Here is a 17,955-nt window from a genome sequence, read left to right as displayed (position 1 = left end):
GCATGCCGGTGCCGTTGCCGCCCGAGGTCGTCCGCGCGTTCGTCGAGACCGACGAGGCCCCCTCGGCCCACCTCGACATGCTGAACGCGATCTCGTTCCGCACCGCCGGGGCGGGCCTGCGACTCGGGGTCTTCGAGGCACTGGCGGACGGCCCGCTCCCGGTCGCACCGCTGGCCGAGCGGGTCGGCGCGGACCCGCTCGGCCTACGGCTGCTGCTCGACGCCCTGGTCGGCTTCGGCTACCTCACCGACACCGACGGCACGTACGCGAACAGCCCGAACACCGCCCGCTGGCTGCTCCGCTCCACCCCGGACAGCTTCGCCCCGGTGCTGTCGTTCTGGTCCACCGTGCTCACCGAACTCTGGGGCGACCTGGAAACCTCCGTCCGCCGGGGCGGCCCGACCGGCGACTTCTACGCCTGGCTGGAGCAACGGCCGGAGACCCTGGCCGACTTCCAGACCATGCTGCGCCGGCTCGCCGGCTGGCTCTCCGAGGAGGTCGTCACCCTGGTTCCGGCTCCCCCGTCCGGCGGGCGGCTGCTCGACCTCGGCGGCGGGCACGCGGGCTACACCACCGCCTTCTGCCAGGCGTACCCGGAACTTCGCGGCACGGTGCTGGACCTGCCCGGCGCCCTGGCCCAGGGCCGGGCCGTGGTCGAGGCCGCCGGGCTCACCGACCGGGTCGAACTGCGCCCCGGCGACCTGCTCACCGCCGACCTCGGCGCCGGCTACGACCTGGTCCTGCTCTTCAACATCGTGCACGGGTACGACGACCGCCAGGTGGCCGCACTGCTCGACCGGGTCGCCGCCGCACTCACCCCCGGTGGCCGGGTGGTCCTGCTGGAACCGCTCGCCGAGGTGCCGCAGCGTCCGCCGGGGGTCGCCGACGCTTTCGTACGGGCGTTCAGCCTCAACCTCTTCCACACCCAGGGCGGCAGGGCGTACACCCTCGACGAGTTGGCCAAGTTGCTCGGCGCCGCCGGATTCGGTGAACCGGAGGAGCGGATGCTGACCCGTTCCGACGCCGACCACCTGGTCCTCGCCACCCGCCCCTGACCGCTACTGCCCCGACTCCCCGTCGCCGGTCGGCGCTTCTCGTCCCAACTCCGTCGCCTAGCCTCTCCGGGAAAGGAGGCCGATCGACGTACCGGAGGGTTTTGTGGTTTCGGGGTTGGGGAATGGCGGGTTCGGGGCGGTGGTGTTCGACTTCGACGGGTTGTTGATGGACACCGAGTCGACGCTGGTGGAGGGCTGGCGGGCGGAGTGGGCGTACCACGGGCTGAGCCTCGACCTCGACGGCTTCTGGCCGGACCACGGCGGCAACCTCACCGAGCACCGGCTCGACCAGCTCGCGGCGCTGGTCGGCCCGAGCTTCGACCGGGCCACCAGCCACGCCCGGTTCAGCGCGCACCGCAGGCGGATGCACGTGTCGATGGATTTTCGCCCCGGGATCAGGGACTGGCTGCGGGAGGCCCGGCAGATGGGTCTGGCCTGCGCGATCGCCAGCAGTTCGCGGTCGCTCTGGGTGAGCGGACACCTGGCCCGGGTCGGCGCCGTCGAGCTGTTCGACGTGGTCGCCACCGGCGACGAGGTGGCCGCCCACAAGCCCGACCCCGGGGTCTACCTGCTCGCCCTGGACCGACTCGGCGTCGAAGCCCACCGGGCAGTGGCGGTCGAGGACACCCCGCACGGCATCACCGCCGCCACGGTGGCCGGGATGGTCACCGTCGGGATCCCGAATCCGTACGTGGACATCAACCGGCTCGACCATGCCGACCTGGCGCTGGCGAGCGCCGCCGATCTGCCGCTCGCGGAGGTGCTCTCGCGCGTGTCGCGGCGTCCGGGGCATGATGGCGAAATTTTCTACACGGAATTCGATGTAGCTACATGATTTTCCATGTACGTCCGAACCGAGTTACCACTTCCGGAGCGGGTCCGGGCCACCTGCGATCATGAGCGGATGGCTGTCACCACCCGACTTGTCCGGCTCGACGACGTACCGGTCCTGGCCGAACTGCTCCGGACCAACCGGGAGTTCCTCGCCCCGTGGGACCCGATCCGGCCGGACGACTACTACACCGTCGAGGGGCACCGGGCCGTCATCGAGACCGTCCTCGAACAGCAGGAACGGGGCGCCGCGCTGCCGCACGTCATCCTCGACGACGATCGGATCGTCGGCCGGATCACCCTGAACACGATCGTCCGGGGCCCGTTCCAGTCGTGCAGCCTCGGCTACTGGGTCGGCGCCGCCGACAACGGCCGGGGCGTCGCCAGCGCCGCCGTACGCGAAATGGTCCGGGTGGCCTTCGAGGAGGAGGGGCTGCACCGGGTCGAGGCCAGCACACTCCTGCACAACTTTGCCTCGCAGCGGGTGCTGCAACGCAACGGCTTTGTCCGCTTCGGCGTCGCCCCGAACTACCTGAGCATCGCCGGACAGTGGCAGGACCACGTCCTGCACCAGGTCATCAACGAATCGACCGGTGCCTGATGCCACCGTCGCACATCCTGTTCGACTTCTTCGGCACCCTGGTCGACTACAACGCCAGCCGGACCGAGCAGGGCTACCCGAAGTCGCACGCCCTGGTCCGGCAGCTCGGCGCCGACCTGAGCTATCCGGAGTTCCTCGCCGCCTGGACCATCACCAGCGAGGAGTTCGACCTGCTCAGTGACGCCGACGACCGCGAGTTCTCGATGACCCAGGTCGGCACCGCGTTCCTGGCGATCGCACTGGGACGCCGCCCGGAGCCCGCCGAGGTCGAAGCGATGGTGCGGACGTACGTCGACGAGTGGAACAGCGGGGTCAGCTACCCCGCCGGGGTCGCCGGACTCGTACGCGACCTGGCGGTCGACCACCGGCTCGCCGTGGTCACCAACACCCACCAGCCCGACCTCGTCCCGGACCATCTCGACGCAATGGGCCTGCTCCCCCACTTCGACGCCGTGATCACCTCGGTGGAGGTGGGCTGGCGCAAACCACACCCGACGATCTACGACACCGCGCTGCGTACGCTCGGGATCGACGCCTCGGCGGCGGTCTTTGTCGGCGACAGCTACGGCCCGGACTGGCTCGGGCCCGAGCGGGCGGGGATGACCTCGTTCCTGATCGACCCGGGACGCCACGCCGACGTCCCGGCCGCCCGCCGGCTCGACTCGGTGCTCGACCTCCCCGCCGCCCTGGGCACCCTCACCGGGCACTGAGTCCCGTTCCGACCGGAGCCTGCTCGGGTCCGCTCGCCGACGGCCCCGGACCCGCGGCCGCCGCGGTCCCTGGCTGCGTCCCGTCCGCGCCGGCCGGTCCGGCGCCCACCGGTCGCGTCGCCCCCGCGCCGGCCGGCGTCAGCCCGCCGAGGTGACGTACGCCGGGGAACGCGGCCGTGCCGAGGCAGGCGAACGCGACGATAACCGCGGCCGTGACCAGCGGCGTCCCGGCCGACCAGGCGTTCGCGGCGAGCGGCGCGAGGGCGTAGCCGACCGGTGTCGCGGCGAGTGAGAAGAGCCAGTCGTACGAGGTGACCCGGGCCAGCGTGTGCGGCGGGATCTCCGCCTGGACCACGGTCTGCCAGATCGGGTTGAGGAACCCGAGCGCGGCCATCGCGATCCCGTAGGCGGCGATCACGGACGGGGCGGGCGCGGCGACCGCGAGCAGGACCAGCGGCAGCGCGTACGTCGCCAGGCCCAGGTTCGCCACCAGGATCGGCCGCCGGAGCCGGGCCCGTCCGGCGAGCAGCGAACCGGCCAGGAGCCCGATCGCCCCCGCCTCCAGGATCAGCACCCAGACCCCCTCGCCGCCGAGCCGGTCGACCGCCACCGCCGGCCCGAGGGTGATCAGGACGGCGGCGGCCCCGTTCCAGGCGGCGTGGGCGAGCAGGCTGCTCCAGTACCAGTCGCGGGTGCGTACCTCGGTCCAGCCCTCGGCCAGGTCGGCGAGGAGTGAACGGCGTTCGATCGGGGTGCGGCGTACCCGGATGGCCGCCAGCAGGGCGGCGCTGGCGGCGAACGACGCGGCGTCCAGGACGAAGGCCCAGCCCGGCCCGGCGGCGAGGACGAGCAGCCCGGCGAGCGCCGGCCCGGCGAGCCTGGTGCCGTTGGCCGCGACCGCCATCAGCGCGTTGGCCCGCTGTCGGGCGGGTCCGTCGACGGTTCCGGCGACCAGGGGCGAGGCGGTCGGCATGGCAAACGCGGCGGCGACCCCGCCGACCGCCGAGGCGATCGCGATGTGGGTCAGGGTCGGGTTCCCGCCGAGCAGTTCGACGCCGACGAAGAGTTGGGCGGCGCAGCGGACGAGGTCGGTGACGAGGGCGACCCGGCGGGCGTCGAAGCGGTCGGCGACGACGCCGCCGAGCGGCAGGAGCAGCAGCTTGGGCACCATGGCGCAGGCGAGCACGAGGGCCAGCGCGGAGGACGAGCCGGTGACCCGGAGTACGGCGAGCGCGAGCGCGGCGGGCACCACGGCGTCACCGAGGGCGGAGAGCGTACGGCCGACGAAGAGCAGGCGGAAGGCGTGGAGCCGGAGCGGGTGAGTCACGTCCCGGAATTTAGTTCGACGTCGAATCTTTCGCCAACGAATAATTCGACGGTGACGTAGAGTGTGGCGATGGAACGGCACGACTGGACCGACGGGCACGTCGACCGCTGGCTGCCCGTGCTGCCGAGCCTCGACCCCGACGTCGAGAGCGTGGTCACCCGGGCATCGAGGCTCACCCGGCACCTGCGCCGGGTCAAGGAGCGCTACCTGACCGACTTCGAGTTCCAGCGACACGAGTTCGACACCCTGCACGCCCTGGCCGGGCGGCGCGGCCGGGCCACCCCTTCGGAACTCGCCGCCGACCTCGACCTGGCCCCGGCCTCGGTCACCGCCCGCCTGGACGCGCTGGCCCGGCGCGGATTTGTCCGCCGGCTCCCGTCCGACACCGACCGCCGCCGGGTCGACCTCGAACTCACCGAGACCGGGCACGCCGCCTGGCTCGACGCGATGCAAACCCTCGGCCACGAGGAACAACGGCTGCTCGACGCCCTCGACCCGGACGAACGCCGGACCCTCGCCGACCTGCTGCGCCGGGTCATGCTCGCCGCCGAGCAGCCGCCGGCCGAGCCGGGCCGCTCACGCCAGCCGATCTGATCTACGGTGCCTGCTCGGGTTCCGGGCGGACCCTCCCACGGTCGGCCCGCCCGGAACCGGAGGATCAGGGCCGGAGTTGGGTGGCGTACACCCGGGCGGCCACCGAGGTGCCGGTGGCGAGACCGGCGTCGGCGTCGAACTGGTAGTGCACGCCGAGGTAGATCCGGCTCTGCGCGTTCTCCCGGGCCGCCTGGCTGAAGCTCGAGAAGTCGCGCTCCACCCCGACCGCGCTCGGGTCCTCGGTGGTGCCGGTGAAGGCGATCGCGTCGGTGCCGAAGTACGCCCGCATCACGCCGGCCCAGGCCCCGGCGAAGGTCGCGTGCCCGGAGACGTACGCCGGGAAGGCCGGCGAGAAGGACTGGCCGCCCGGACGTACGGAGAGCGGCTGCCAGCCCGGTTCGATCGACTGGATCGCGGACTCCGGTCGCCAGAGGTCGATCGCGCTCTGGTACTTGGCGTCCCAGGCGGCGATGGCGCCATCCGCCATGGCGAGCGCGACCAGCCCGAACAGCCGGGCGTTGCCGAGCAGGTCGAGCCCCCGCGACTCGGCCACGATCCGGGTGTGCTCGAACAACTGCCCCGGCGGCTTGTAGGTGCCCGGCACGTCGTTGGCCCAGAAGAAGGCGATCTCACGCTGCTCGTCGGTACGTTCCGTGGTGGCCTCGTCTCGCCCGCCGAACCGGCGTACCTCGTCCACCTGGCGCTGGTACTCGGGGTGCTGGAGCAGGGCGGCGTAGCTGGTCGCACCGGCCGGCAGACCGGGCCGGAACTGGTCCGGTCGGGTCATCGCGAACGGGGTCACCCGACCCCAGTTCGGACTGACCGCCGAGGTCCCGGCCTCGGTCGGCCGCCACGACCCGGGCACGTTCTCCAGCACGTACGGCGTGTTGTCAGCGGCGCCGTCGTTGCTCCGGGCCTGGAGCAACGCGGCGGCGGCCTGCGCCCCGACGGAGCTGCCCCGGGCGATCTCCGAGGCGTTGACGCCGGACGGCAGTCGCCCGGTGGCCTGGGTCAGCGCGCTGTTGAACCGGTTCGGGTCCACACCCGGGTGGGCGTTGCCGGCGAAGAGCGCGAACAGGGTGTCACGCGCCGCCTGGTTGATCGCCGCCTCCAGCGACGGGGCGACCACGTCGTCGAACGTGCCCGGGTAGTGCACCGGCACCCGCCCCCGGTACGGCTGCCCGGTGCCGGTCACCGAGACCGCCGCGTCCCACATCGCCGCGTGCATGATGGCACCGATCCGGGACCCGCTGGTCGGCGGTACGCCGGCCGTCGCGTCCCGGTACGCCCCCAGGAGCTGCGCGTTCCAGAACAGCACCGGGTCGGTCGCCGGGTCGGCGGGCTGCGGGACGAGGCTGATGTTGTCCAGCCGTACCGTCGAGGCGACGCTGTCGCCGAGGTGGAAGAAGAGCACCGCCTCGGGGTCGGCGAACGGCGAGGTGAAGTCAAAGGTGAACCGGGTCGTCGTGCCGCCGAGCGTGATGTTCCGGTCGAACGCCGAGGTGTACGGGGTGTTCACCCGGGACACCGAGACGCGCAGCGAGCGGGCGACATCGGCGTTCGCGTCGAACTGCAACCGGTAGCGGCGCCCGGCCTCCACCCCGAACTCGAAGTGGCCGACCAGGTCGTCCCAGGTGTTGGGCCGGTCGCCCAGGGTCCGGATCCTTAGCTGCCCGGACTGGACGTCGGTCCTGGTCTCGGCGAGCCGGGTCCACCAGGGTGCGGTGCTGCCGTTGTCGAAGGTGCCGTTGATGATCAGGTTGCCGTTCGGCGGGGCCGCCGAGGCCGCCCGCGGTCCCACCGGCACCAGCAGGGTGGCCGTGAGGGCGGCGGTGAGCAGGGTACGCAGCAGGCTGCCGAGCCGCTGACGGGTGACGGGTCGGCGCGTGGGTACGCCGATCGGGTGGTCCATGCGGGTTCCTCTCCGCTGACACGTTCCACCACCCGCGCCTGTTCCGGCAGACGTCGACGGACCGAGAGCGGGCAGAAGGGAGCGACACCACCGGGGTGCCGTGCGGACCACTGTGCGTACCGCACCGTGGAGGAACCTTGCGGAGACCTGAAATCAGCAGCTCAGGCCGGCGGGACGGCCGTCCGGTCCGGATCGAGCGCGGCGAGGATCGCCTCGGCGGTACGGCGCCCGATGCCGGGCACCTCGACGATCTCGTCCACCTCGGCGGCGGCGAGCCGCTTGACCGAGCCGAAGTGCCGCAGCAGCGCCTTGCGGCGTACCTCGCCGAGGCCGGGCACGTTGTCCAGGCCGGAGGTGGTCATCCGCTTCGACCGGCGCTCCCGGTGGAACGTGATGGCAAAGCGGTGGGCCTCGTCGCGTACGCGTTGCAGCAGGTAGAGCCCTTCCGAGGTGCGCGGCATGATCACCGGGAACTCGTCGTCGGGCAGCCACACCTCCTCCAGCCGCTTGGCCAGCCCGCAGAGCCCGACGTCGTCGATGCCGAGGTCGGCCAGGACCGCCGAGGCGGCTGCCACCTGGGGCTGACCGCCGTCGACCACAACAAGCTGCGGCGGGTACGCGAACTTGCGCGGCCGACCGGTGGTCGGGTCGATCCCGGGGCGGTCCGGGTCGATCTCCATCTCCTCGCCCAGTTCACCGGTCTCGGCGCGGGCTTCGAGGTAGCGGGCGAACCGGCGGCGCAGCACCTCGGACATGGCGGAGAGGTCGTCGGTCGCGCCGCGCACCACGAACCGCCGGTACTCGCTCTTGCGCGGCAACCCGTCCTCGAAGACGACCATGCTGGCCACCACGTCGGTGCCCTGGATCTGGGAGATGTCGTAACACTCGATCCGCAGCGGCGACGTACGCAGGCCGAGTGCCTCGGTGATCTCGTCGAGCGCCTTGCTCCGGGTGGTGAGGTCACCGGAGCGGCGCAGCTTGTGCCGGGTCAGCGCCTCACCGGCGTTGCGCCCGACGGTCTCCAGCAGCGCCCGCTTGTCGCCGCGCTGCGGCACCCGCAGGCTGACCCGACTCCCCCGCTTGTCGGAGAGCCAGTCGGCGAGCGCGTCCGCGTCCGGCGGCAGCGCCGGCACCAGCAACTCCCGGGGTACGTCACCCTCGCCCTGCTCGCCGCCGTAGACCTGGGTGCAGAAGTGGTGCACCAGGTCGCCGGTGCTCAGCTCCTCGACCTTCTCCACCACCCAGCCCCGCTGGCCGCGCACCCGTCCGTCGCGTACGTGGAAGACCTGGACCGCGGCCTCCAGCGGGTCCTCGGCGAACGCGACCACGTCGGCGTCGGTGCCGTCGCCGAGCACGACGGTCTGCTTCTCCATCGCCCGGCGCAGCGCCGCGACGTCGTCGCGCAGCCGGGCGGCCAGTTCGAACTCCAACTGCTCGCTCGCGTCGAGCATCTCCCGTTCGAGGCGGCGGACCATGGTGTCGGTCCGCCCCGCCATGAAGTCGCAGAAGTTGTCCACGATCTCCCGGTGCTCGTCGGCCGAGACCCGGCCGACGCAGGGCGCGGAGCACTTGCCGATGTCGCCGAGCAGGCACGGGCGGCCGATCTGGGCGGCCCGCTTGAACACCCCCGACGAGCAGGTGCGCGACGGGAAGACCCGGAGCAGCAGGTCCAGGGTCTCCCGGATGGCCCAGGCGTGCGAGTACGGCCCGAAGTAACGCACCCCCTTGCGCTTGGCGCCGCGCATCACCTGGAGCCGGGGGTACTCCTCGTCCAGCGTGACGGCAAGGTATGGGTACGACTTGTCGTCCCGGTAGCGGACGTTGAACCGTGGGTCGTACTGCTTGATCCAGGTGTATTCCTGCTGGAGCGCCTCGACCTCGGTGCCGACCGTGATCCAGTCGACCGAGGCGGCCGTGGTGACCATCTGCTGGGTGCGCTGGTGCAGGTTCCAGATGTCGCCGAAGTAGGAGTTGAGCCGGCTGCGCAGGTTCTTCGCCTTGCCGACGTAGATCACCTTGCCGGTCGGGTCACGGAACCGGTAGACCCCGGGCGCCTCCGGAATCGTGCCGGGGGCGGGACGGTAGGTAGAGGGGTCAGCCACGCCAGCAAGCCTAGTCCGCACCCCCGTCATTCCCACCGGGGTAAGGAAGGGCCCCTTATTAACGCTATGCGTTAATAAGGGGCCCTTCCTTACAGTTGCACGGTGAGGTCGGGGATGGCGGCGGCGATCTCGCCGTCGAAGGTCTCGGCGGCCGCCGCCTGGGCGGCGGTACGGTCGGTGCCGGGCCAGAAGTGGGTCAGCAGCAGCATCCCGACGCCGGCCTCGGCCGCCTGCGCGCCGGCCTGCCGGGCACTGGTCGACTCGTTTGTCGAGTCCTCCGGGACCCGGTCGGCGTGGCTCGCGTCGGCGAGCAGCAGGTCGGCGTCGCGGGCCAGTTCCACCACCTCGGGGCTCGGCCCGGTGTCACCGGTGTACGCGAGCACCCGCCCACCGACGCTCAGCCGGATGCCGGCGTTGGGCACCCAGTGCGGCAGCAGCCGGGTCTGCGCCTCGAACGGGCCGATCCGCAGCCGGTCCCCGGCGGTGAACTCGTGCCGGACGTACGCGTCGTCGAGCATGCCGGGACGGTCCAGCGCGAGCACCGCGTCCAGCGCACCGGGCAGCGAATACACCGGCAGCGGGTCGGGTTTGTCGTCCCGCAGGTGGCGCGCCCGCAGCAGCGGGTTCAGGTCGGCGCAGTGGTCCGGGTGGCCGTGGCTGACAAAAACCGCGTCGATCTGTTCGGCGCCGACCCGTTCCAGCAGTCTCGGCAGGGTCGCGTAGCCGACGTCCAGCAACAGCCGGAAGCCGTCCTGTTCGACCAGGAAACCACTGCACGCCTGCCCGGCCTCGGGCCACGCCCCGCAGGCGCCCAGCACGGTGAGCCGCATCCCCGCATGGTAGTGCCGACCCGGCGCGCACACAGGTAAGGAAGGGCCCCTTGTTAACGCATAGCGTTAACAAGGGGCCCTTCCTTACACCTCAGGCGAGGGTGATGTTCTCGCCGTCGACCTTGACGCTCTTGGCCGCCAGCGGGCGGGTCGCCGGTCCGTTCTTCACCGAGCCATCGGTGATCGAGAACTTGCTGCCGTGGCAGGAGCAGTTGATCGTGCCGCCGTCGACGTTGGTGACCGGGCAGTTCTGGTGGGTGCAGATCGCGCTGAACGCCTTGAAGTCACCGGCGGTCGGCTGGGTGACCACCACGTCCTTGGCCGCGAAGATCAGGCCGCCGCCGACCGGCACCTCGCCGGTCTTGGTCAACACGTCGCCGCCGGCCCCCGGGGCGTTCGCACCCGGGTCGTTCGCGTCGTCACCGGGTGCGGCGTCGGTGCCACCGTCGGTCGAGTTGTCGGTGCCGCAGGCGGCGAGTACCACGGTCGCGCCGACGGCACCCGCGCCCAGCAGCATGGCGCGGCGGGTCTGCACCGGAGCGGTCACGATCTGATCGTCACTCATGCCTAGCCTTTCCTCGTTGACTGTGGCGGCCGCCGGGCAGGATCTGCGGCCACGACAGTAGACACGCAGGGCCGCCGACAACGGTTCAGCCCGGGACGAATCAGACCGCCGAGGTCGTCCGCCGCTTCCGGGCCGGCGCCGCCACGGCCTTCGCCCCCACCCCGGTACGCGTCTTCGCCGTCGCGCCGTTGGCCTTCTCGGCCCGGGCGGTGGCCGCCTCGGACCCCTTGGCCTTGCCCTTGAGCCCGAGCACCGGACGCAGGAACTGCCCGGTGTGGCTGGTCGCCACCTCGGCCAACTCCTCGGGCGTGCCGGCGGCCAGCATCAGCCCGCCCCGGTGACCGCCCTCCGGGCCCATGTCGATGAGCCAGTCGGCGGTCTTGATCACGTCCAGGTTGTGCTCGATCACGATCACCGTGTTGCCCTTGTCGACCAGACTCTCCAGCACGCCGAGCAGCTTGCGGATGTCCTCGAAGTGTAGGCCGGTGGTCGGCTCGTCGAGCACGTACACGGTCCGGCCGGTCGAGCGTTTCTGCAGCTCGGAGGCGAGCTTGACCCGCTGCGCCTCACCGCCGGACAGCGTCGGCGCCGACTGCCCCAGCCGTACGTAACCGAGTCCGACGTCGACCAGCGTCCTGAGGTGCCGGTGGATGGCCGGGATGGCGGAGAAGAACTCGGCCGCCTCCTCGATCGGCATCTGCAACACGTCGGCGACGGTACGACCCTTGTAGTGCACCTCCAGGGTCTCCCGGTTGTACCGGGCTCCCTTGCACACCTCGCACGGCACGTAGACGTCGGGCAGGAAGTTCATCTCGATCTTGATGGTGCCGTCACCGCTGCACGCCTCGCAGCGACCGCCCTTGACGTTGAACGAGAACCGGCCGGGGCCGTAGCCGCGTACCTTCGCCTCGGTCGTCTCGGCGAAGAGCTTGCGCACGTGGTCCCAGACCCCGGTGTACGCGGCCGGGTTGGACCTCGGGGTACGGCCGATAGGCGACTGGTCGACGCCGACCACCTTGTCCACGTGCTCCAGGCCGGAGACCCGGGTGTGCCGACCGGGCACCAGCCGGGCGCCGTTGATCTGGTTCGCCAGCACCGCGTACAGGATGTCGTTGACCAGGGTCGACTTGCCCGAGCCGCTGACCCCGGTGACGGCGGTGAACTGGCCCAGCGGGAACGGCACCGTCAGGTTGCGCAGGTTGTGCTCGCGCGCGCCGTGCACCACCAACTCGCGGCCCGGGGTCTGCGGGCGGCGCTGCTTCGGGGTGGGGATCTTGCGCCGGCCGGAGAGGTAGGCACCGGTGACCGACTCGGTGTTGGTGAGCAGGTCCGGTACGGCACCGCTGTGCACGATCCGGCCGCCGTGCTCGCCCGCGCCCGGCCCGATGTCGACGATCCAGTCGGCCACCCGGATGGTGTCCTCGTCGTGCTCGACCACGATCAGGGTGTTGCCCAGGTTCTTGAGCCGGACCAGGGTCTCGATCAGCCGGTGGTTGTCCCGCTGGTGCAGCCCGATCGACGGCTCGTCGAGGACGTAGAGGACGCCGACCAGGCCGGAGCCGATCTGGGTGGCCAGCCGGATGCGCTGGGCCTCGCCACCGGAGAGGGTGCCGGCCGGGCGGTCCAGCGAGAGGTAGTCCAGCCCGACGTCGACCAGGAAGCGCAGCCGCGCGTTGATCTCCTTGAGCACCCGCTCGGCGATCATCTTCTGCCGGTCGGTCAGCTCCAGTACGGCCAGCAGCTCGGCGCACTCGCCCACCGAGAGGTTGCAGATCTCGGCGATGCTCCGCCCGCCGAGGGTGACCGCGAGCACCTCGGGCTTGAGCCGGGCCCCGCCACACGCCGCACACGGTACGTCGCGCATGTAGCCCTCGTACTTGTCCCGGGACCAGTCCGACTCGGTGTCGGAGTGCCGGCGCTCGATCCACTGCACCACGCCCTCGAAGCCGGTGTAGTAGGAGCGCTCGCGACCGTACTTGTTGCGGTAGCGCACGTGCACCTGGTCCCCGGAGCCGTGCAGGATCGACTTCTGCGCCCGGGAGGGGAGCTTGCGCCACGGGGTGTCGAGGTCGAAGTGCTCGGCCTCGCCCAGCGCCTCCAGCAGGTGCAGGAAGTATTCCAGGGTCTGCCCGGACGCCCAGGGCTGGATCGCGCCCTCGCGCAGGGACCGCTCCGGGTCCGGCACGACCAGCTCCGGGTCGACCTCCTTCTTGGTGCCCAGCCCGGTGCACTCCGGGCAGGCGCCGTAGGGGGCGTTGAAGGAGAAGACCCGGGGCTCCAGGTCCTCGATCGCCAGCGGGTGGTCGTTCGGGCAGGCCAGGTGCTCGGAGTAGCGCCGCTCCCGGTCCGGGTCGTCCTCGGCCAGGTCGACGAAGTCGAGCAGGACCAGCCCGCCGGAGAGGGCCAGCGCGGACTCCACCGAGTCGGTGAGCCGCTGCTTGGCCGAGGTCTTGACGGTGAGCCGGTCGACCACCACCTCGATGGTGTGCTTCTCCTGCTTCTTCAGCTTGGTCGACGGCGACTCGCCGATGAACTCGGTCAGCGGCTGGACCACGCCGTCGACCCGGGCCCGGGCGTACCCCTTGCCCTGGAGCTCGGCGAACAGGTCGAGATACTCCCCCTTGCGTCCCCGGACCACCGGCGCGAGCACCATGAACCGGGTGCCCTCCTTCATCGCCAGCACCCGGTCGACGATCTGCTGCGGGCTCTGCTTGGAGATCCGCTCGCCGCAGACCGGACAGTGCGGCTCGCCGACCCGGGCGTAGAGCAGCCGGAGGTAGTCGTAGACCTCGGTGATCGTGCCGACGGTCGAGCGGGGGTTGCGCGAGGTCGACTTCTGGTCGATCGACACCGCCGGGCTGAGCCCCTCGATGAAGTCGACGTCGGGTTTGTCCATCTGGCCGAGGAACTGCCGGGCGTACGACGACAGCGACTCCACGTAGCGCCGCTGCCCCTCGGCGAAGATCGTGTCGAAGGCCAGGCTCGACTTGCCCGAGCCGGAGAGCCCGGTGAAGACGATCATTGCGTCCCGTGGCAGGTCGAGGTTGACGTCACGCAGGTTGTGCTCGCGCGCGCCACGGATGATCATGCGGTCGGCCACTGTCCGTGTACTCCCCGGAGAAGAAAGCGAGAACCCGTCGTCACGACGAATCTCTCCCGCTTGAAACAGAATGCTGTGGTTATGTCGATCTTCGCTCGAATATGGCTCTTCGGTGGATCTTGGCAGCCTCGGCCGTCCCCGACCGACGCCAAGAATGCGCCTCGGCAACTTTAGCCCCGGGGTACGACACTTTCTTCCCAGCCGGGCGTCCGCCCTGGTCAACGCCGTGTCCTTCGGGGCCGGTAGTCCGGAGCCGGGCAACCGGGAACCGGACATCCGGAGGTTCGACAGGAGACCGGACAGCGTCGATCAACACGTGAACCGCAGCGCCCGACCCCACGGCCCGGCTCCTCGGGAGCCCGAACCGGACACCGGCGCGATACCGTCCGATTCATGCGTCCGGATTCCCGCGAGCACCACCCCGATCCCCGCGACCGGGACATCGTCGCCGCGTACGCCGAGGGCCAACCGGTGGCGACGATCGCGGAGCTGTACCGACTCACCGAGCGTGACGTCGAGCGGATCATCGCCGGTCTGCCGCCGACCTGGGAACCCGGCCGGGTGTCGCCGCCCGCCCCGGTGATCGCGGCCGTCGGGCTGGTCGGGTTCGCCGCCACGGTGACCTGTGGTCGGCTGGTCCTGCTCGCCTTCAACGGTGGCGACGCGTTCTTCCTCGTCGGCTGTGTCGCGGTCCTGGCGGCCTGCCACGCCGCGATCGGGTACGGGCTGTGGCGGGGTTGGCGCGGGCCGTACTGGATCACCATCGGCGTCAGTGTGCTGGCGGTGCTGCTCGGCTTCCTGCTCGAAGCGCTGTCGCCGTGGACCGTGGTGGTGGCGGTGGCGCTCGTCGGACTACTCGCACTGCCCGCCCCGGCACGGGCCTGGTTCCGACCGAACTGACACCCGCTCGCCGGCCCCGGCTGACCCGCACGGAACCGGCTCGCCGGCCGACTGACGGGCCCGGAACGGGGTCGCCGACCCGGCTGGTCCGCGAGCGGACGCCGGGCCGGTCGCCCGACCGGGGTGTGGTCGGGGTGTGGTCGGGGTGTGGTCGGGCGGGGCCTACCAGCCCCGGGCCCGCCACTCGCCCAGGCTCGGGCGCTCCGCCCCGAGGGTCGAGTCGCGGCCGTGGCCGGGGTAGAACCAGGTCTCGTCCGGCAGCCGGTCGAAGACCTTGGACTCCAGGTCGTTCATGATGCTGTCGAAATGCGCCGGGTCGGTGGTCTTCCCCGGCCCGCCGGGGAAGAGGCTGTCGCCGGTGAACAGGTGCGGAATACCGGCCGGGTCCTGGTAGAGCAGGGCGATCGAACCCGGCGTGTGCCCGACCAGGTGGATCACCTCCAGCGCGCAGCCGCCGACCCGTACGGTGTCGCCGTCGACCAGCGTCTCGGACTCGATCGGCAGGCCGTCGGCGTCGGCGGTGTGGGCCAGGCTCACCGCGCCGGTCGCCGCCACCACCTCCTCCAACGCCACCCAGTGGTCCATGTGCCGGTGCGTGGTGATCACGTGACTCAGCCCGGTCTCCCCGGCCAGGTCGAGCAGCCGGGGCGCCTCGTTGGCGGCGTCGATCAGCACCTGGTCGCCGGTCGACCGGCAACGCACCAGGTAGGCGTTGTTCTCCATCGGCCCGACCGACACCTTGGTGATGGTGAGGCTGTCCAGATCCCGTACGTCGGGGGCGCCGCCGGTGGAGACATCTCCGCGGTAACTCATGTCCGTACCTCTAGATCCAGTCCGGTGGGGTGGGCAGGGGACCGTCGGGGACGACGGTCAGCCCGGTGCCGGCCGAGCGGCCGATCAGCCAGGCGGCGAGTTCGTGGGTGGGACCGGCGACTGTCGGCCCGTCCCCGGTGACCGGGCCGACGGTCAACACCCGGGCCGTCCCGTCCGGGCGCAACGCCAGCGGGGCGGACTCGCGCCGGTCCAGGCCGGTGACAACCTCGTGCAGCAACCGCTGGCCGAACCCGTCCGGCCAGTCGACCGGGTCGTAGCCGGCGGCCAGGTCGACGTGGTGCACCTCGATCTCCCGCAGCCGGGTCCAGACCAGCGCGGCGGCCACCAGGTCGCCCCGGTGCGAGCGGACGACGGCGGTCCACCGGTCGGCCGGCATGGCGGCGCACGCCTCGGCGAACCGTTTCGCGCCGGCCCGCAGGTCGTCCAGGTGCTCGTCGAGACCTCGACCGGCGCCGGCCTCGATCTGCGCGTCCCGCGCGCCCGCGTCGGCGTACGCCGGGATGTCCCGGCCGGTCCGGGCACCGTCGAGGAGGTTCACCACCGCGTCCGCGCCGCGGGCGAGGTGGGCCAGTACGTGTCCCCGGCTCCAGCCCGGCAGGCGCGACGGCCCGGCCAGGGCGGTCGGGTCGAGCGAGCCGGCGGTACGGAGCAGCCGCTCCGTGGCCCGGTCCACCTCGGCCGTGAGTACGAGTGGGTCAGCGGTCACGTACTCGACCCTAGCCGTCGGGGCGCCGCCGGTGGTCATCGGCGGGCCGTACCGGGAAATGGCTTTCGGTGGATCGGTGGCAGCCCTTACCGTTCGGGGTGAACGCGTCACCCGGGAGTTGGAGGGAGGTGGAGTACATGCCGGTCGCCGTGCGCGTCTTCCGCATCCCGGTTTACGACTTCTGACGAGGGTTGACATGAGGTTCGATCTCGCGTCCCTGGGCTGGGACGCCGCTTTTGCCAACGCGTACCCCACACTCGCCGGCCTGCGACCGGGCCGGGTGGTCCGGGCGGACCAGGGGGTGTGCACCGTGCTCTGCGCCGACGGCACGGTCCGGGCCAGTCTGGCCGGCACGATCCTGGCCGGCGCCGCCGGTGACCCCACCCGGCTGCCCTGCGCCGGGGACTGGGTGCTGGTCCGGGCCTGGCCGGACGACCGGTTCACCGCCGAGGTGGTGCTGCCCCGGCGGACGTCGATCGTGCGCCGGATCGCCGGCAAGGCCGCCGCCGGACAGGTGCTGGCCGCCAATGTCGACACCGCCGCGGTGGTCGAGCCGATGCACCCGACGCCGGACATGGCGCGGATCGAGCGGATGCTCGCGCTGGCCTGGGCGTCCGGCGCGGAGCCGCTGGTGCTGCTGACCAAGTGTGATCTCGCTCCCGACCCGGCGGCGGTCGCCGCCCAGGTGGCCGAGCTGGCGCCCGGCGTACGGGTGCTGCCGGTCAGCGCGCAGACCGGCGCCGGTCTGGCGCAACTGCGCCCACGGGTCGCGCCCGGCCGGACGCTGGCGCTGCTCGGCCCCTCCGGTGCGGGCAAGTCGACCCTGGTCAACGCGCTCGCCGGGGCGACCGTGATGGTCACCCAGGGGATCCGTGGTGTCGACGGCAAGGGTCGGCACACCACCACCCACCGGGCGCTGATCCCGATCCCGGGCGGCGGGGCGGTGCTGGACACCCCCGGCATCCGGGCGGTGGGGCTGCTCGACGCCGCCGACGGCCTGGAACACGCCTTCGCCGACGTGGCCGAGCTGGCGGCGGCCTGCCGGTTCGACGACTGCGGGCACCGGGTGGAGCCGGGCTGCGCGGTCCGGGCCGCCCTGGACGAGGGGGAACTCGCCCCGCGTCGCTGGGAGAGCTGGTGCAAGCTCCAGCGGGAGGTGGCCTTCGAGACCCGCCGCCGGGAGGCGCGGCTGGCCGCCGAGGCACGGGCCGGGCGTCGACGCACCCGATCCGACCGACGCATCCGCCCCTGACGGCTGCCGGCGGTCAGAACGGCTGCCGGCGGTCAGAGTTCGAAGAGATCCTTGAGCGCCTCGACGATCCGGGACATGCTCGCGCCGGTGGCCATACCGACCCGTTCGACCCCGGCGGCGGCCGGCACCCGGCGCATCCGGTTGACCACCACCACCCCGGTCATCGGGTCGGTCTCGGCCAGCGGCACCACGAACGGCGGCAACTCCTCGGTGCCGCGCTGCCGGACGATCGGCGCGCAGTACGGCGACGCGCTCGGCCGGTCGTTGTGGGCGTCGCCGGAGAGCACGATCACCCGGTAACGCACCTGGCTGGGGTCACCGACGGTCCAGATCTCACCCCGGTTCACGCTGCCTCGACCAGATCGGTCCAGCCGGCTTCGAGGTTGTCGGCGAGCCGGTCGAAACCGTCGAGCTCGTCGCGTACCTCCGGGTTGGCGGCCAGCCACTCGTCCTGCCGGCGGGCGGCGTCGCGCATCGCCTCCCGGCGGGCCGCCCGGTCGATCCAGGCGGAGAGCGACATCCCCTCCTGACCGGCGGCGGCCCGGGCCCGGGCGAGGGTGTCCGGGTTCAGGCTCAACGTGACCTTGTCTGCCATACGCGACACCATACCCGTGGTGGTATCGCCGGTGGTACGAA

General features: G+C 71.7%; 17 protein-coding genes. 7 read left to right on the top strand and 10 right to left on the bottom strand.

Annotation, left to right across the window (positions count from 1 at the left end; all coding sequences use genetic code 11):
• Positions 1 to 2: 2 nt before the first annotated feature.
• From ACI2K4_RS18105 to ACI2K4_RS18090, 4 genes are all read left to right on the top strand, one after another.
• Positions 3 to 1,055: a methyltransferase gene (locus ACI2K4_RS18105; RefSeq protein WP_404512706.1), complete on the top strand. Its 1,053-nt coding sequence runs from the start codon at positions 3 to 5 to the stop codon at positions 1,053 to 1,055.
• Between the two features lie 103 nt (positions 1,056 to 1,158).
• Positions 1,159 to 1,890, top strand: coding sequence for an HAD family hydrolase (locus ACI2K4_RS18100; protein WP_404512704.1), 732 nt, complete (start codon positions 1,159 to 1,161; stop codon positions 1,888 to 1,890).
• A 69-nt stretch (positions 1,891 to 1,959) separates the two neighbouring features.
• Positions 1,960 to 2,487, top strand: coding sequence for a GNAT family N-acetyltransferase (locus ACI2K4_RS18095; RefSeq protein ID WP_404512702.1), 528 nt, complete (start codon positions 1,960 to 1,962; stop codon positions 2,485 to 2,487).
• A complete protein-coding gene (locus tag ACI2K4_RS18090) occupies positions 2,487 to 3,197 on the top strand; it encodes an HAD family hydrolase (RefSeq protein ID WP_404512700.1) in 711 nt (236 codons plus the stop codon). The genes ACI2K4_RS18095 and ACI2K4_RS18090 overlap by 1 nt, the downstream gene beginning before the upstream one ends.
• Here the strand turns inward: ACI2K4_RS18090 and ACI2K4_RS18085 are convergent.
• A complete protein-coding gene (locus tag ACI2K4_RS18085; RefSeq protein ID WP_404512698.1) occupies positions 3,184 to 4,524 on the bottom strand; it encodes an MFS transporter in 1,341 nt (446 codons plus the stop codon). The two genes, ACI2K4_RS18090 and ACI2K4_RS18085, sit on opposite strands and share 14 nt — an antisense overlap.
• A 69-nt stretch (positions 4,525 to 4,593) precedes the next feature.
• Here ACI2K4_RS18085 and ACI2K4_RS18080 point away from each other — a divergent pair, with 69 nt between their 5' ends.
• Complete coding sequence (locus ACI2K4_RS18080; protein WP_404512696.1) at positions 4,594 to 5,118, top strand: MarR family winged helix-turn-helix transcriptional regulator; 525 nt, start codon at positions 4,594 to 4,596, stop codon at positions 5,116 to 5,118.
• 64 nt (positions 5,119 to 5,182) lie between these two features.
• Here the strand turns inward: ACI2K4_RS18080 and ACI2K4_RS18075 are convergent, their stop codons facing one another.
• From ACI2K4_RS18075 to uvrA, 5 genes are all read right to left on the bottom strand, one after another.
• Positions 5,183 to 7,030: a carbohydrate binding domain-containing protein gene (locus ACI2K4_RS18075; protein WP_404512694.1), complete on the bottom strand. Its 1,848-nt coding sequence runs from the start codon at positions 7,028 to 7,030 to the stop codon at positions 5,183 to 5,185.
• A gap of 161 nt (positions 7,031 to 7,191) precedes the next feature.
• Positions 7,192 to 9,132, bottom strand: coding sequence for an excinuclease ABC subunit UvrC (gene uvrC, locus ACI2K4_RS18070; protein WP_404512692.1), 1,941 nt, complete (start codon positions 9,130 to 9,132; stop codon positions 7,192 to 7,194).
• Between the two features lie 89 nt (positions 9,133 to 9,221).
• Entirely contained in the window at positions 9,222 to 9,962 is a 741-nt protein-coding gene (locus ACI2K4_RS18065; protein ID WP_404512690.1) for an MBL fold metallo-hydrolase, read from the bottom strand.
• 91 nt (positions 9,963 to 10,053) lie between these two features.
• Positions 10,054 to 10,527 (bottom strand): Rieske (2Fe-2S) protein, encoded by a 474-nt coding sequence (locus ACI2K4_RS18060; RefSeq protein WP_404512688.1) that lies wholly within the window; start codon positions 10,525 to 10,527, stop codon positions 10,054 to 10,056.
• A 100-nt stretch (positions 10,528 to 10,627) separates the two neighbouring features.
• Positions 10,628 to 13,627, bottom strand: a complete 3,000-nt coding sequence (uvrA, locus tag ACI2K4_RS18055; protein ID WP_404512686.1) for an excinuclease ABC subunit UvrA — start codon at positions 13,625 to 13,627, stop codon at positions 10,628 to 10,630.
• A gap of 393 nt (positions 13,628 to 14,020) precedes the next feature.
• On the opposite strand from uvrA, the gene ACI2K4_RS18050 reads away from it, so the two are divergent.
• Positions 14,021 to 14,527, top strand: coding sequence for a hypothetical protein (locus ACI2K4_RS18050; RefSeq protein ID WP_404512684.1), 507 nt, complete (start codon positions 14,021 to 14,023; stop codon positions 14,525 to 14,527).
• 162 nt (positions 14,528 to 14,689) lie between these two features.
• Here the strand turns inward: ACI2K4_RS18050 and ACI2K4_RS18045 are convergent, their stop codons facing one another.
• Together ACI2K4_RS18045 and ACI2K4_RS18040 are read right to left on the bottom strand one after the other, a co-directional pair.
• The gene (locus ACI2K4_RS18045; RefSeq protein WP_404512682.1) at positions 14,690 to 15,340 is read right to left on the bottom strand and encodes an MBL fold metallo-hydrolase; all 651 of its coding nucleotides are present in this window, start codon (positions 15,338 to 15,340) and stop codon (positions 14,690 to 14,692) included.
• 10 nt (positions 15,341 to 15,350) lie between these two features.
• Positions 15,351 to 16,067: a maleylpyruvate isomerase family mycothiol-dependent enzyme gene (locus tag ACI2K4_RS18040; RefSeq protein WP_404512680.1), complete on the bottom strand. Its 717-nt coding sequence runs from the start codon at positions 16,065 to 16,067 to the stop codon at positions 15,351 to 15,353.
• Between the two features lie 196 nt (positions 16,068 to 16,263).
• On the opposite strand from ACI2K4_RS18040, the gene rsgA reads away from it, so the two are divergent.
• The gene (gene rsgA, locus ACI2K4_RS18035; protein ID WP_404512678.1) at positions 16,264 to 17,319 is read left to right on the top strand and encodes a ribosome small subunit-dependent GTPase A; all 1,056 of its coding nucleotides are present in this window, start codon (positions 16,264 to 16,266) and stop codon (positions 17,317 to 17,319) included.
• Between the two features lie 32 nt (positions 17,320 to 17,351).
• Here the strand turns inward: rsgA and ACI2K4_RS18030 are convergent, their stop codons facing one another.
• Entirely contained in the window at positions 17,352 to 17,666 is a 315-nt protein-coding gene (locus ACI2K4_RS18030) for a type II toxin-antitoxin system PemK/MazF family toxin (protein ID WP_404512676.1), read from the bottom strand.
• Positions 17,663 to 17,914 carry a hypothetical protein gene (locus tag ACI2K4_RS18025; RefSeq protein ID WP_404512674.1) on the bottom strand — a complete coding sequence of 84 codons (252 nt, stop codon included), beginning with the start codon at positions 17,912 to 17,914 and terminating at the stop codon, positions 17,663 to 17,665. The genes ACI2K4_RS18030 and ACI2K4_RS18025 overlap by 4 nt, the downstream gene beginning before the upstream one ends.
• Between the last annotated feature and the right edge of the window lie 41 nt (positions 17,915 to 17,955).

The organism is Micromonospora sp. NPDC050397, assembly GCF_044901685.1.
Lineage (GTDB): Bacteria > Actinomycetota > Actinomycetes > Mycobacteriales > Micromonosporaceae > Micromonospora_G.
Note: the sequence above shows the minus strand (reverse complement) of the source record. Positions and strands in the feature narration are given on the sequence as shown.

Excerpts from the sequence above, each read along its gene's own strand:
- ACI2K4_RS18080 (WP_404512696.1), top strand. The coding sequence starts at position 4,594 with ATGGAACGGCACGACTGGACCGACGGGCACGTCGACCGCTGGCTGCCC.
- ACI2K4_RS18025 (WP_404512674.1), bottom strand. The coding sequence starts at position 17,914 with ATGGCAGACAAGGTCACGTTGAGCCTGAACCCGGACACCCTCGCCCGG.
- ACI2K4_RS18050 (WP_404512684.1), top strand. The coding sequence starts at position 14,021 with ATGCGTCCGGATTCCCGCGAGCACCACCCCGATCCCCGCGACCGGGAC.
- ACI2K4_RS18060 (WP_404512688.1), bottom strand. The coding sequence starts at position 10,527 with ATGAGTGACGATCAGATCGTGACCGCTCCGGTGCAGACCCGCCGCGCC.
- ACI2K4_RS18095 (WP_404512702.1), top strand. The coding sequence starts at position 1,960 with ATGGCTGTCACCACCCGACTTGTCCGGCTCGACGACGTACCGGTCCTG.
- rsgA (WP_404512678.1), top strand. The coding sequence starts at position 16,264 with ATGAGGTTCGATCTCGCGTCCCTGGGCTGGGACGCCGCTTTTGCCAAC.
- ACI2K4_RS18090 (WP_404512700.1), top strand. The coding sequence starts at position 2,487 with ATGCCACCGTCGCACATCCTGTTCGACTTCTTCGGCACCCTGGTCGAC.
- ACI2K4_RS18045 (WP_404512682.1), bottom strand. The coding sequence starts at position 15,340 with ATGAGTTACCGCGGAGATGTCTCCACCGGCGGCGCCCCCGACGTACGG.
- ACI2K4_RS18075 (WP_404512694.1), bottom strand. The coding sequence starts at position 7,030 with ATGGACCACCCGATCGGCGTACCCACGCGCCGACCCGTCACCCGTCAG.
- ACI2K4_RS18105 (WP_404512706.1), top strand. The coding sequence starts at position 3 with ATGCCGGTGCCGTTGCCGCCCGAGGTCGTCCGCGCGTTCGTCGAGACC.
- ACI2K4_RS18065 (WP_404512690.1), bottom strand. The coding sequence starts at position 9,962 with ATGCGGCTCACCGTGCTGGGCGCCTGCGGGGCGTGGCCCGAGGCCGGG.